Raw genomic sequence first — 13,827 nt, 5'->3', positions numbered from 1 at the left:
GTAACTCAGCTCGGATGGAGATAACATGATGTTTAGTGTCGATGCCTTACTCCACGATATATACCCACATCAAGCCCCACCTGCATGGAAACGCAGTGTATTAAAACGCCTCCTTTTCGAAAAAGAATTTAGCCAATTTGCCCAAGACTACCCCCATTTGAAAGGGTTGGATCTTATTGAACAAGTCATTGAGCATTTCAATATTCGCTGTGAATTAACGGATGGTGATTTGGAAAATATCCCCGCAGAAGGCCCTGTTGTTTTAGTGGCAAACCATCCAATAGGCTCGTTAGATGGGCTAGCATTATTACGAACCGTGGCAACCGTACGCCCTGATGTGAAAATTGTTGCAAACCAGTTTCTTAACTATATTGAACCACTAAAAAGCTTGTTTATTACCGTTGATAATATCAACAACCGAACCAATCGCCAGCAAGTGGAAGCAATGCAACAGCACTTGGATAACCGCGGGGCGCTAATTGTATTTCCAGCGGGGGAGGTTTCACGGCTCAGTAGTAAAGGCATTCGCGATAATCACTGGCGCACGGGTTTTTTACGCTTAGCCGCGAAAGCGCGCGCTGCGATTGTGCCAATGCATATTCAGGGGCGAAATAGCCATTTGTTTTATTTTGCATCATTGGTTTACAAGCCTTTGTCCACGTTGATGTTAGTCAGAGAAATGTTTCTGCAACGGGGTAAAAAACTCAAAATTCGTGTTGGGGGGCGTATTCCTTTTAGTCATTGGTATGATGGCCACACGAAAGCCCACGAATTGGCTGAACGCTTTCGCCGCCATGTCTATTTATTAGGAAAAGAAAAAGAAGGGCTGTTTAGCAGTGAAGCGGCAATTGCATTACCTGAAGACCGACTTGAGCTGAAAAAAGCATTGGCGGCTTGTGAGCGTTTGGGGACATCGCCAGATGGCAAAGCGATTTACCTTTATCAACGGCATCAAGAAGTTCGCTCGCCCATATTGCGTGAATTAGGGCGACTTCGTGAGATTTCGTTTCGTGCGGTAGGGGAAGGTTCAGGCAAGCGCCGTGATTTAGATAGCTATGATGACGATTATTATCACTTGGTGTTGTGGGATGACGATGAGCTCGATATCGTTGGCGCTTATCGTTTTGTCCCCACTGAAAAGCAAATTGAAACCAAAGGGTTAGCGGGGATCTACAGCTCTAGCTTATTCCACTATGACGAAGGCATGCTTCCCATTCTTGCTCAAGGTATTGAATTAGGCCGTAGTTTTATTCAGCCGAAATATTGGGGAAAACGTGGGTTGGATTATTTGTGGTTAGGCATTGGGGCCTATTTAGCCAAATACCCCCAATACCGTTATCTATTTGGCCCTGTCTCCATTTCGGGGGCGATGCCTATCGCCGCGCGTGATTTATTGATCACTTTTTACCGCTTATATTTTTCTGCTGAACAGTCAATTGCACAATCCCACAAGCCCTATCCAGCCTCTTTACCGCAGGTGTTAGCGCAATTCACTGGTGATAATTACCAAGAAGACTTGGTAAAACTCAAAAGCTTATTAAATAACATCGGTTGTTCTATCCCGACACTTTATAAGCAGTACACTGAGCTATGTGAGCCTGGTGGCGTGCAATTTATGGATTTTGGTACAGACCCATCATTCAATGATTGTATCGATGGTTTGGTGTTGGTGGATTTAACCAAGCTAAAGCCAATACGTTATCAGCGATATGTTGGGGTGCACTTATAAATTTTGATTTCGGTACTGTTATTTTTTTGTAAATTGTAGTTTTTATTAGTGATTATCATTTAATAGAATGGTAATCACTAATAATATTCATTTTCGTGTAACAGCTTAATTTGTTTTCATTATGAAACAAATGCATCACTATTCCATTTTACTTATCTAAAATATACTCATTTAATAAGTTAATTTTTTTATTTTTACATTACCCATAAAATGAGTTATGAGTTTGGTATTCCTTTGATATTTAATTTTTCATTGGAAAATATTGTCATTTTATCCTTGTTAATATGATTTAAATGCTATTTAGTTTTATTTTAATGTTATTTATCTTTCATGTTTCTATATAAAAATAAATGTAACTATATGTAATATTATATTTCATAATCAATTTAAAATATCAATTTATATGTTAAATTTTGTAATTAAAAAATTAAAAATATAACATTAAATATATTATCAAAAAATAAAGCAACCGTTTATTATCAGTTAGTTAATTGAGTTTTATTTATTTATATGATCGGTATTTCCGATCAAATAATCTATTGCGATAGGTAATAGCTATCAATATTATATTATCGATCGGCACAAACGTTTTTACTCTAATATCATGTGCCAATATATTATGCGAAATCCTACTTATGTTGAATATTTGAATTTTATAATTAAATAGGGGGTAGGAATGAATGAACACTCTAGTTTTATAAGACCAAATATTTTTAATAAAAAAATTGGATGTTTTATTAGAAATAAAAGAAAACGCATGGACATAACCGGGAAGGATTTAGGTGTTATGTTGAATGTGAGTCAGCAGCAAGTATCCCGGTATGAGAATGGAATAACAAACATTACCGTTACAATGTTAAATGACATATTGAAAATACTAGATGTATCTTGGGAAGAATTTTTATCATTTAATGAGTTAAATGATAATTCTTAATGTTTAAGTTTTTATTTCGTAGTTTGATTATTAATTAAAAAATTAATATGCATACAAATATGGAGAGTTATTTAATGAAAAAATTATTATTACCATTAATGGTAAGTGGCGCGCTATTCAGTGGATATACCTTTGCTAATACCGGTGAAGTTCAGTTCATTGGCGCAGTGACATCAGAAACCTGTGATATCGATACAGAAGTGGGTGGACTAGTTAAATCAACTATCGATCTAGGCCAAATGACCACTGCAGATAAAAATGGTGATTATGTTGAGTTTGATTTAGTCCCACGTACTGATGAATGCTTGAAAAAAACTAGCGGCCAAGTGGGTTGGCAGAGCGCAGGGTTTACTAACTCAGGCCTTGCAAACATGAAAGGGACTGCTAATGGCGTGTCAATCCAACTGACAGCAACCAACTCGACAACGCCTAACCAAGATGTCACGTATAACAGCCAAACCGTTGATTTTGGCAATGGTACTGATGCTATTGGAAACATGAAATTCAAAGCAAGAATGTTAGCGACGACAGGTCAAACTGTGACTGAAGGTACAGTGATTTCAAGCGCAACATATGCCGTAGCATATAAGTAATTAATATTAATAAATAAAAAGGGTCTTTGACCCTTATTTTAACTTACAAATAGCTATGGATAATATCAATGCGTTTAAAACCGATTAATGCTTTTATGTTATCCCTGTTAGTAAGTCCATTTTACGCAGATGCAAATTTAAATATGGACTTCTTACATGGAGGAGTTCAACCGCAAGCTGCAAGCGTTTTTGATGAAAGTGTTAAATACCCTGCAGGTCATTATATTGTTGAAGTCATTTTTAATCGTCGTTCTATTAATCGAAAAGAACTCATTATTTTACCAGAGGATAAAGAGGTTTTATGCTTAAACTCAGACTGGATATCAGAGTTATCATTACCGATTAACCTGACTTTGCTTGCAAATAATTTTGACGCGGCGAGAAACTGCTACAAGATTAGCCAGTACCCAGGCGCCGAAGTTTTGTTTGATAACGCAAAGCAGACTTTGTCTTTTAGTGTACCTCAAATTGCTTTGGATGAGACTAAAAATCAGCAAGAATGGGATTATGGCATTCCAGGCATTAAGGTGAATTATTCAGGATATATATCAAAAACGTCTTCTGAAAAAACTCAAGTTTATGGTGATTTTGATTTATATTCTAACATTGGCCGATGGGTGGCCTATGTCCGTAGTAGTTACCTTAATGATTCAGGAACTGAAACGTCTGAAGCCACTATATCTACTGCAATTAAGCCAATACAAGGCAGTTTTATTGTCGGTAAGACGTTAACATCTTTATCTATTTTACCTAATTTTGTTTTTTATGGTTTGTCTTTACGCTCTGAAAGAGATATGCGTCCTTGGGAAATGCGAGGCTATGCTCCTATTATTTCTGGCGTTGTTAATTCGAATGCGAAAATTACCATATCGCAAAATGGGTATATTTTAAGCTCACAAGTGGTTCCTGCGGGTGCCTATCAGTTAAAAGATATATCACCAGTGAGTAATGGTGATATTACGGTGACAGTTGAAGAAAATAACGGAACAAAAACAGTTCGTTATTACCCTGTTGCAACGCTTCCATCTTTACTGCGTGCCAATGAAATTAATTATAACGTCGCAGTAGGAGAAAGAGAGGTTACGGGAAAGCGAGAAAACCGTTTGTTTTTTCTTGGTGCATTCGATTATGGACTCACTCACTTTACCTTTCATACCGCAGGTATTTTGCATAATGATTATAAAAGTGCAGGATTAGGTGCGAGTAAAGACTTAGGGCAATTTGGTGCGATCTCATTTAATTTAAATACAGCCGTGAGTACGTTTCAAAAGCAAACTCCAACTATGTCAGAATCTCGGCAATCTGGGATTAGTTATATGCTTAAATACGCTAACTCATTGTCTAATAATACGAATTTACAGTTATTAGCTTACCGTTATACAGGTAAGGACTATGTTGATTTTAATGAGTTTAATTCAAATGCGTTATATCATCGAAGTAATCGCAAAGAACGTTATGAAACTATCTTATCGCAGAATTTTGATAATAGTTTTGTCAGTGTTTCAGGTTGGGTTCAAACATATCGTAGCCAAATACATAATGAAGTCGGTGCGAATATTACCTACAACACAACTTTGAAAGGTGTGGATTTATCTGTATCGGCAGATTACCAAAAGTTAAATGATTATGACCGTGATAACTATGTTTTATCTGTTGGTGTGAATATTCCATTTAGTTTATTTGATAAGAATCATTATTGGACAAACTCGGTGAATTATGACCGTAGAAATAAATCGAGTTTTAACTCAGGTGTTGCAGGTAATATTAATGAAAAAATCAACTATAGCGTAAATACAAATAAAGACCGCGAAAGTTGGTCTAATTCTGCTTATTTCGGGGTTAATCAAGATATTGTTAATACGGGGTTCGCAATTTCGAAAAATGAGAATAAAACAACAGGCTCAATAAATGCATCAGGAAGCTTACTTGCAACCCAGCAAACGGGATTATTGTTGAGTAATGTTCGGCGCGATACGGTCGCCATTGCGAATATTAGCAATATTAAAAATATTACCTTTAATGACTCCCCCCCTACGGATAGAAATGGTAATACGGTCATTGGGGTATCACCTTACGTTGAAAATAATTTAAAAATCAATACAGAAGAAGTTCCTAATGACATAGAGTTGCTGGATTCAGTACAGGGGTTTGTGCCAACTGATAAGGCGATTATTTATCGTGAGTTTAAATTCTCAACGATTTATAGATATATATTAAGGCTGAAAAAATCAGACGGTCAATTTGTTTCAGCGGGTAGTTCGGCAAGAACAGAAAGTAATGAATATGTCGGGTTTGTTTCTAATGGTGGAGTGTTACTTTTAAACTTACTTAACAAACCGAAAAAGATTTTTATTTCTTCCTCAGATAATGAGGTATGTACATTAAATTTGGAAAATATAGAATCAAATGAAAATAAAATTATGGAAGTCGAATGTAATTAATAAAATGGCATCGCATTTTATTATATTGATATCGTTGTTTACCTGCGCAAATGCTTATTCTGCATTTACTTTGAATGGGACTCGGTTTATCTATGATGAGGGGCGTAAAAATATTGCTATTGAAGTAAAAAATAATAGCGATAAAACCTATGGCGGTCAGGTTTGGGTTGATAATTTAAGTGGCAATGATGTTTTTTTTATACCTGCACCTAATTTGTTTAAAATTGCGGGTGAAGAAAAACAGTTAATCCGCTTACTTTATGTGAATGATATTTTACCCAAAGATAAAGAGTCTTTGTTTTGGTTAAATGTTCAGGAAATCCCCCCTATTGCTTCTGCTGATGAAGGTAACGTCCTCGCTGTTGCTTTGAATACGCAAGTGAAACTGATTTATCGCCCCAAAGTACTCGCTGAGGCCCGTGAAGATGCAGAGAAAAACCTCACGTATTCAGGATCTGTGTTGAAAAACCCAACACCCTATTATTTTGCATTGACTCAGGTGTTTGTGAATGGTCGTCCATTGGCTTTATCAAAAGAAATTGAGCAATCAATGAGTTTATTTCCCCCTTTCAGTGAAGTGAATTTACAGCAATCGTTATCTGGGAAAGTCACGGTTGAGGCCATTGATGATTACGGTGCTAGGCGTGTTATTGAGCTTCGTTAAGGACATTAGCATGAATAAAAAGTCTTATTATTTCATCGCATTAATGATTTTGCTTTTTTCACTCGATGCCTCTGCGGCAAGGTGTCGAAGCTTATCGTTGAAATATAACTTTCCAGCGCAAATTGATGTTACGAACAAAAAAGTCGGTGACCAACTCTATTCTTTTGGGAACCCTGGGGCGCCAATTACGTTTGCAGGGCAATGTCTACGAGCATCAAGTGGAGCAGGCAATACAACAGGCAACTTTATTTATATCGTTGATAAATTTGGAGCCTCTCCTAATGACTGTTCTTATGGAACTGTAGATAAAAACTCGGCGGATGGTTATTTAAGATTTCGTTCAACTGGAAGTTGTGGAAATACGGTTTGGTTATTACTGGCGGATTATAAAACAAGTGGAACAGGCTATACCAACTTAGCTGGGCCAGGTGGCAGTACAGACTCAGGTGTTGTCTATTTACAAAAGAAGCCACCCCCAGGAAAAACAACCGTTAACCCGACATATATGTTAACCCGAAATTTTTATTCACGAATTGGTGAAAACAGCCGGACATTACAAAAAGAAACCGTGGCTTTTAGTGCACCAACATCGATGACACTGATAAACAATGCCTCCTGTGCAGTTTCTGTCAACGATGTGGCTTTTGGAGTGCAAACAGCGAGTTCAGTAAGAGCGAATTCGATTGCCGCTAAAACAATCAATATTGCATTTACCTGTAATGCAGTACTTCCTGCATATACTTTAAGTTTTTCAGGTAGAGACGGCGTAAACAACGCAACGACTGGCATTATTAATGTAAAAGGGAATAGTTCGGTTGGTTATCAATTTACGTGGGGAAATAACACTGTGAAGCCAGTTAATAGTGCGGTGGTGATCAATGGCACGGCAATTACCCCTAATTCAAAACCCACAACCAATAACTTTACGATCCCAGTGACGGTAAAGCCTGTTGCTTTATCAACACAGCCTATTCCTGGGTTAGCGAACACCGCATTAACGATTAATGTGAAATTAAATTAAAAGGAGTGAATCATGATAAAGAAAACGTTATTTATTTCTCTTGGCTTTCTATTTTCTGTTTCTGCTAACGCGACCAGTTTTGCCTCTAATGTGACTGGCGGTACCGTAACATCAAATTTAAGTATGACCGTAAAAGCATCTTGTAGTGCTAGTGTTGCTGATGTGGCTTTTGGTGACCAAGCGGCGGGGGATATCAAGAAGGGAACTGTGGCAGATAAAGTAATGACATTAACAGTGACCTGCGATACAACGCTCGCAAATTATACGTTAGCGTTTACGGCCGCTGATGGCGTGAAAGATGTGGCTAATGGAATAATGAATACAAAAGGAAATTCAACGGTTGGATATCAATTAAAATGGGGAAGTTCTACGGTTAAGCCAGTCGATACCGCATTAGCGATTAATGGCACTGTGATTACGCCAACCACTAAGCCCACTGCGGCAAGTTTCAGTGTGCCAATTAAAGTAAAGCCTATCGCATTGGGCGATGTTGTTTCTCCAGGGGCGGCAAATACGGCTTTGAATATTAAGCTGACATTTAATTAGTTAAGGGCAACTATGTTCAGGTCTATTTTGCTTGCTGGTTTCTTCATACTTAGTGCGCTACCAAGTTATGGTGAAGTGCCAAAGCAAACATCGATTGTTGGTGAAGCTATTCAATCGCAGTTTAGTATGAATGTGAGAATAGCGACTTGTTTACCTGCAACTGTAGATGATGTGAGTTTTGGATCTCTCGATGCTGCAACGATTTTATCGGGTGAAATTGAAGGGCATTCGATACTTTCATTAGATTGCTCAGGAACGATTAAGCCGCAGCGAATATCAATACGGTTTGAGCCAGCAAACCCCCATTTAACAATGGCTTCCTCGGGATATATTGGCTCAAAAAATACGACATTGGGTTACCTTGTTTCATGGGAAGATGACCAAGTCGGTACTGTTGGCTCGGGGGTTCCTATGGGGCAAGACCTCTTTTTTAAAAAAATAGGCGCGTCTTTGATGAAGATAAAAATCAAAGTAAAGCCTGTTGTACTACCGCTTGGAGGGCAGTCTATCAATTTAGGCAGTGGGAATACACATATTACAATTAAGATTAAATATATTTAATGTGGATAATAATATGAATAAAAAGATATCAGCTTCTTTAATTGCCACTATTCTGATTGGCTATTCACATTACGTTTTTTCTGATGAAGTGTTACCCGATACAATATTAAAGATTTCGCTCGATATCGTGAATATTACCTGCGACATTAATGATGGAAAGGGGTTTAACAAAATCGTTGATTTTAAAGTCATTAATGAAGGTGATTTATTGGCAGGAAAGCAACCTGCGGTAAAGACGCAGTTTATTGTTGATTGCCAGAAAAGTGGCTTTAAGCCCAGTCATATCGATGTTAAGTTTCGCCCAGGTAGCCAAGGTGCCCTTAATAATGGGACGGGTGGTGAACTAAAAACAAACTTATCGGGTGTTGGTATTTATTTATCTTGGTTAGATGCCACCCCCATTGATTTATCAGGGACGAATACGCGATTTAGTGCGAATAACAATAATCAGTTTGATATTAGCTTTTATGCAAAACCTTATGCTCAGGCTCAGAGTATTGAAAAAGGAGTGATGAAGAGTAGTGTAATCATCGATATGCTTTATAAATAAGATTAAGTTGAATGAAGTTTAACTAAAATATTTCATTCAACTTAATCATTAGAGTAGGAAAATTAAGGAACTGGTACCGCCTCACCCTTATAATTATCTAAAATAAATTTCTTCGTTTCATCGCTTTTCAGTGCAGCCATCAGTTTCGTAATTCGCGGGTCATTTTGGTTATCCTCACGCGTCACTACCACATTGGCAAATTTACTGTTAGCTGCAGGTTCGCTATAAATGACGTCTTTCGTTAAATCTAAACCGGCATTAATCGCAAAATGGCTATCAATAGAGGCAACATCGGCCTCGCCATTTTTATAAATTTGCGGCATTAATGGTGCATCATAAGTAAATAAAAACTGTAAGTTACGTGGGTTTTCAACAATATCGTCAATGGTTGCATCATCAGGGTCAATATCACTGCGTAATTTAATTAAACCTTCGTCTTGGTACAATTTTAGAATATGACCGTGTTGGGAAATATTGTTGCTGCTCAGTACTTTTGCTCCATTGGGTAAGTCTTGCAGGCTCTTGTATTTTTGCGAAAAAAAGCGGTATGGGTGCATATGCACTGCGCCAACAGACACGAGTTTCCAATCTGGGTGGTCTGCCAATGTTTTATTTAAATATGGAACATGCTGGAAAAAGTTCGCATCTAATTCTTTGTCAGCCAATGCTTGGTTCGGAATAATGTAATCATTAAATACACGGATATCTAAATTAATTCCGTCTTTTTCGAGCTGTGGTTTAACGAACTCTAATATTTCCGCATGGGGTGTTGAAGATGCTCCAATTGTTAATTTATTGCTTTTTTCTTGTTGGTCTGGCTGGCAAGCAGTTAGTGCTAAACTGGTAATTAATAATGCCCCAAAACGTGTTAATAATGATAATTTCATACTGTTATTCCTAATTAGCTGAGTGTAGATAAAATTAATAATTCGTTGACCTAGGTTGATGTTATTAACGTTTATCAATCCACCGAACTAGGGTGTCTCCTATCACTTGAATACATAAAACAATGGCTAAAATCACTAATGTAGCGACCCAAACGACATCCATATGGCTGCGTTGGAATCCTTCTAAATAGGCCAAATTTCCTAACCCGCCCGCACCAATTGCACCAGCAACCGCGGTGCCTCCCACTAATGAAATCAGCGTAACCGTTAAGCCTGAAATCAAAGCAGGGGAAGACTCGGGTATCAATACATTAAAAATCAAGGTGTGCAGTTTTGCTCCCATAGACTGGCTAGCTTCAATAACCCCTTTATCGACCTCGCGTAAGGCAATTTCCACTAACCTTGCATAGAAAGCACTCGCTGAAATCACTAAGGCAGGAAGTGCCGCGTTAACCCCTAAAATAGTGCCAACGATCCATTTGGTTACAGGGAATAATAAAATGATTAAAATAATAAACGGCACAGCACGGAAGATATTCACAATAAAAGAAAGCACACGGTAAACCGCAATATTTTCTTTTTTACCCTCTTGTGCGGTTAAAAATAAAAAAGTACCAATTAAAATTCCCAACATGCCCGATAACGCACCAGAGACCAATGTCATATATAACGTATTGAGGGTTTCAATGCCCAAAACATGCAATTTTAAATAGGGTAAATAGCCACTAACCCAATGCTGTATTTCATCCATGACTAAATCACCTCAACAACGATATTTCTTTTATTTTTAAGATACTCAATGGCATCCGTTAATTTTTCAGTTTCAGGTAGAAATTGAAGATATAAAAAGCCAGTACCTTGGTTAAACGCCCCTTTAATCAATTTAATCGGCTCATTAAATTGAGAAATTAAGTCATACAACAAATAATGGCTCTGTTTTTCTTCATCTAAAACGACACGAATAATCGGGCCATCAGCCAATATTGCCTTTAAGTCTTCTGGGGTATCTGTCGCAACCTCACTTTGTGATAAAAACTGCCGTGTAATTGTATGTTGCGGGTCATGAAAGACTTGGCTAACGAGCCCTTCCTCAACAATACGGCCTTTATCAATGACAGCCACTTTATTGCAGATACTCTTGACGACCTGCATTTCGTGGGTAATTAGCACGATGGTGATATTCAGCTCGCGGTTAATACGTGCCAATAATTGCAAAATAGTTTGTGTGGTTTTTGGGTCTAGCGCAGACGTTGCTTCATCACACAATAAAACATCAGGGTTGTTGGCAAGGGCGCGTGCGATACCAACCCGTTGTTTTTGCCCACCACTGAGCATGGATGGGTATTCATCAGCCTTATCGGTTAGCTCAACTAATGCCATTAATTCATCAACACGGGCTTTACGTTTCTTTTTATCGAACCCTGAAATTTGCAATGGAAATTCAATGTTCTCTCGCACTGTCCGTGACCACAGTAAATTAAAGTGCTGAAAAATCATGCCTATGGATTGGCGTATTTTTAAAACTGCTTTCTCATCGCTGTGGGTAATATTATGTTGCCCAACAATTATTTCACCGCTAGTAGTCTCTTCTAACCGATTTAGCAAACGAATGAGGCTACTTTTGCCTGCACCGCTATAACCGATGATGCCAAAAATATCCCCAGCCGCAATATTGAGGTTGATGTTATCAACCGCTACGGTCTGTTTTTTATTACGGCTGTAGATCTTGCTGACATTCTTGAGTGTTATCACGCTGATCCCCTTGGATGAATTGGTTATATCATAGATCCAAAAATGGATATCTAGACGTCTATACTGCTAAAATAATCAGGAATGTGATGAATGTCAAATAAAAGATAGGGATGAGTTAGATGAAAATAGTCTAATCAATAGAAACGTTAATAATCATTGGATTATTATTTTTTTGTTCGTTATTCAGAATAAGGATTATGGGATTAGGTTGAAATAGAAGAAGTTGAGGGAGTGATACTCCCCCAACCATTAAAAATTATTTCGAAAATCGATGGCCAATCAAATAGATAATCGAGGATGAAACTAACCCAGCAACGACAACGGAGAGTTCTGGAGCATAAGCATTCACGATTAACGCAATGCCAGAGGAGAGTATCCAAGAAACGAACGCTAAGGGCTGCCAATTTTTTGCTTCGTTATTTTTACGTTTGAGTACTAACTGATCCATGATGATAATGGCAGCGATTGGCGGCACAATTAAACCCAGTAAATTCAACCATGTTTGGAATGCATTCCAAATGCCTGTTACAGCAACGATGATCCCAATAACCCCCAGAATAATGGTTAAGGTTCTCATTTTACCTTTAGTAATATGAGACCAACCTACCGCACCATTGTACAAACAGTGAGTACAGCCAACGCCCAAGTTAACAAACACAAAAATAATCGCGAGTACGGAAAGCAGTGGGCTTGAATTTGCTAAAATAGTGATGAAATCACCCCCCGTGACTTCTGGGTGCATGACCACTCCAGTTGCCACAATAATTGCACCAATCACTTCCGCAAAAAATTTGGAAATCGGGAAGGCAGTAAAGGCAGCGAGAAAACCTTGTTTGCCATTTTTTGCCCAGCGAGTAAAGTCAGCCGTCATGGTGCCTGAATCTGTAAACGTGGAGAAAATCATGGTAACTGCAACACCAAAAGATAATGCTCCAGCACCTGCTAACGGTTGGTAATTGAGAATATCTGAAGAGCCACTTTTCATCGCAATGTAAACGGAGATTAACCCTAAAATCAAATACATTGGTGCTGCGATATACCCCAAAATGGCGAGGGCTTTAATGCCGATGAAGGTTGCGCCAACATATAGCACTCCACCTAAAATCGTCATCAGTAATAAGTCCTGCCCAAATGAGCGAAACATTGTATCACCCGTAAGGCCGACCATTAATGCAAACCAGCCGATAACAACAGTGGCAAGCAAACCTGAAACAGCGATATATCCACGCTGCCCAAAGGTTCTTTTTGCGGAGATCGCGAAATTTTCCCCGGTTTTCCCAGCTAAATAACTTAAAGATCCAATGACTAAACACAGTAATAAGTTACCCACTAAAATAGCGGTAACGCCCATTTTAAACCCTAACATGGCAGTGACGACGCCACCAATAACAGCACTGGTTAATACTAAAGGGAAGCTATACCAAACAGCAGAAACCGAGGCAAAACTTTTTCGGTGTTCGAGGGGAACGGGAACATGTTCATATTCGGAATCTAATAAAATATTATCTTTTTCTTTATTTGACATATTAGGTGAACCTCATTTTAATTAAAATTAATTGGAGTACCTATAAAAATTAATAATAAAATTTCTATAATTTAAATTTTATGGATATGAATTAATTCGCTAAAAAAGAAAATAAACCCCATGGTGAATAAATTGCTTTATTAACCTGTAATTAATTGATTTTTTGGTTCGTTTTATGGTGTGGCAAGCATAGCAATAGTTAGTACAGAATAGAATCCATTTAAAAAGTATTCATCAATAGGGTGGATGATTGTTGATTTGTTTTCAATAAAGGTGTTTTAATGTGATTGCACGCATCGTTAATGAGTGAATTAATGTTGTTTTTAGATGATATTTAAAAATTAAAAATATATTTTTATATTTCTATTAAAAAATAAATTTAAATTTGTGATTTCAATCAAATTGAATGTTTTATATTTGTTAAAATATTATTTATATAAATATAATAGATTTATTAAGTTGTCATTTTCCATTCACAAAACCTTCATCAATCTGACGTATTACCCCCGTAGCATCATCGGCAACGATTAAGTCCCAAAGAGGATACCAAGATGATGCAACAGGCTCTCTCTTCATCGAGTGAGTGCTCGACTATTTTGCCTTTCAGGCAAACGGCGAGCGACT

The 13,827-nt window shown here is 37.8% G+C and carries 13 protein-coding genes; 9 read left to right on the top strand and 4 right to left on the bottom strand.

The genetic code is table 11. The features are described from left to right. Nucleotides 1-28: 28 nt before the first annotated feature. From PR808_RS12015 to PR808_RS11975, 9 genes are all read left to right on the top strand, one after another. Nucleotides 29-1,729: a lysophospholipid acyltransferase family protein gene (locus PR808_RS12015; RefSeq protein ID WP_272539378.1), complete on the top strand. Its 1,701-nt coding sequence runs from the start codon at nt 29-31 to the stop codon at nt 1,727-1,729. A 676-nt stretch (nt 1,730-2,405) separates the two neighbouring features. Further along, nucleotides 2,406-2,663, top strand: coding sequence for a helix-turn-helix domain-containing protein (locus PR808_RS12010; RefSeq protein WP_206083334.1), 258 nt, complete (start codon nt 2,406-2,408; stop codon nt 2,661-2,663). A gap of 74 nt (nt 2,664-2,737) precedes the next feature. Beyond that, nucleotides 2,738-3,256 carry a fimbrial protein gene (locus PR808_RS12005; RefSeq protein ID WP_206083335.1) on the top strand — a complete coding sequence of 173 codons (519 nt, stop codon included), beginning with the start codon at nt 2,738-2,740 and terminating at the stop codon, nt 3,254-3,256. A gap of 68 nt (nt 3,257-3,324) precedes the next feature. Beyond that, nucleotides 3,325-5,697: a PefC/AfrB family outer membrane usher protein gene (gene pefC, locus PR808_RS12000; RefSeq protein ID WP_206083336.1), complete on the top strand. Its 2,373-nt coding sequence runs from the start codon at nt 3,325-3,327 to the stop codon at nt 5,695-5,697. Between the two features lie 4 nt (nt 5,698-5,701). Next, entirely contained in the window at nt 5,702-6,361 is a 660-nt protein-coding gene (locus PR808_RS11995) for a fimbrial chaperone (RefSeq protein ID WP_371007297.1), read from the top strand. Nucleotides 6,362-6,371: 10 nt separating this feature from the next. Then, complete coding sequence (locus PR808_RS11990; protein WP_206083337.1) at nt 6,372-7,382, top strand: fimbrial protein; 1,011 nt, start codon at nt 6,372-6,374, stop codon at nt 7,380-7,382. Nucleotides 7,383-7,394: 12 nt separating this feature from the next. Further along, nucleotides 7,395-7,928, top strand: a complete 534-nt coding sequence (locus tag PR808_RS11985; protein ID WP_206083338.1) for a spore coat protein U domain-containing protein — start codon at nt 7,395-7,397, stop codon at nt 7,926-7,928. 12 nt (nt 7,929-7,940) lie between these two features. Further along, nucleotides 7,941-8,489, top strand: a complete 549-nt coding sequence (locus PR808_RS11980) for a fimbrial protein (protein ID WP_272539370.1) — start codon at nt 7,941-7,943, stop codon at nt 8,487-8,489. 13 nt (nt 8,490-8,502) lie between these two features. Then, nucleotides 8,503-9,039 carry a fimbrial protein gene (locus PR808_RS11975; RefSeq protein ID WP_272539369.1) on the top strand — a complete coding sequence of 179 codons (537 nt, stop codon included), beginning with the start codon at nt 8,503-8,505 and terminating at the stop codon, nt 9,037-9,039. A gap of 62 nt (nt 9,040-9,101) precedes the next feature. Here PR808_RS11975 and PR808_RS11970 read toward each other — a convergent pair whose 3' ends face one another. The 4 genes from PR808_RS11970 to PR808_RS11955 form a co-directional block, all read right to left on the bottom strand. Further along, nucleotides 9,102-9,926 (bottom strand): MetQ/NlpA family ABC transporter substrate-binding protein, encoded by an 825-nt coding sequence (locus tag PR808_RS11970; protein ID WP_272539368.1) that lies wholly within the window; start codon nt 9,924-9,926, stop codon nt 9,102-9,104. Nucleotides 9,927-9,990: 64 nt separating this feature from the next. Further along, nucleotides 9,991-10,677, bottom strand: a complete 687-nt coding sequence (locus PR808_RS11965) for a methionine ABC transporter permease (protein WP_272539367.1) — start codon at nt 10,675-10,677, stop codon at nt 9,991-9,993. A gap of 2 nt (nt 10,678-10,679) precedes the next feature. Further along, nucleotides 10,680-11,678, bottom strand: a complete 999-nt coding sequence (locus PR808_RS11960) for a methionine ABC transporter ATP-binding protein (protein WP_272539366.1) — start codon at nt 11,676-11,678, stop codon at nt 10,680-10,682. 256 nt (nt 11,679-11,934) lie between these two features. Next, nucleotides 11,935-13,203, bottom strand: a complete 1,269-nt coding sequence (locus tag PR808_RS11955; RefSeq protein ID WP_272539365.1) for a cytosine permease — start codon at nt 13,201-13,203, stop codon at nt 11,935-11,937. Nucleotides 13,204-13,827: the final 624 nt, after the last annotated feature.

Origin of the sequence: Providencia sp. PROV197, from assembly GCF_028479625.1 — a bacterium.
In the GTDB taxonomy this organism is placed as follows: Bacteria; Pseudomonadota; Gammaproteobacteria; order Enterobacterales; family Enterobacteriaceae; genus Providencia; species Providencia vermicola.
Note: the sequence above shows the minus strand (reverse complement) of the source record. Positions and strands in the feature narration are given on the sequence as shown.

Bases quoted from the DNA above. Each gene is read 5' to 3' on its own strand.
- PR808_RS11985 (WP_206083338.1), top strand. From the start codon at position 7,395: ATGATAAAGAAAACGTTATTTATTTCTCTTGGCTTTCTATTTTCTGTT.
- PR808_RS11955 (WP_272539365.1), bottom strand. From the start codon at position 13,203: ATGTCAAATAAAGAAAAAGATAATATTTTATTAGATTCCGAATATGAA.
- PR808_RS11980 (WP_272539370.1), top strand. From the start codon at position 7,941: ATGTTCAGGTCTATTTTGCTTGCTGGTTTCTTCATACTTAGTGCGCTA.
- PR808_RS11990 (WP_206083337.1), top strand. From the start codon at position 6,372: ATGAATAAAAAGTCTTATTATTTCATCGCATTAATGATTTTGCTTTTT.
- PR808_RS11965 (WP_272539367.1), bottom strand. From the start codon at position 10,677: ATGGATGAAATACAGCATTGGGTTAGTGGCTATTTACCCTATTTAAAA.
- PR808_RS11970 (WP_272539368.1), bottom strand. From the start codon at position 9,926: ATGAAATTATCATTATTAACACGTTTTGGGGCATTATTAATTACCAGT.
- PR808_RS11975 (WP_272539369.1), top strand. From the start codon at position 8,503: ATGAATAAAAAGATATCAGCTTCTTTAATTGCCACTATTCTGATTGGC.
- PR808_RS11995 (WP_371007297.1), top strand. From the start codon at position 5,702: ATGGCATCGCATTTTATTATATTGATATCGTTGTTTACCTGCGCAAAT.
- PR808_RS12015 (WP_272539378.1), top strand. From the start codon at position 29: ATGTTTAGTGTCGATGCCTTACTCCACGATATATACCCACATCAAGCC.
- pefC (WP_206083336.1), top strand. From the start codon at position 3,325: ATGCGTTTAAAACCGATTAATGCTTTTATGTTATCCCTGTTAGTAAGT.
- PR808_RS12010 (WP_206083334.1), top strand. From the start codon at position 2,406: ATGAATGAACACTCTAGTTTTATAAGACCAAATATTTTTAATAAAAAA.
- PR808_RS12005 (WP_206083335.1), top strand. From the start codon at position 2,738: ATGAAAAAATTATTATTACCATTAATGGTAAGTGGCGCGCTATTCAGT.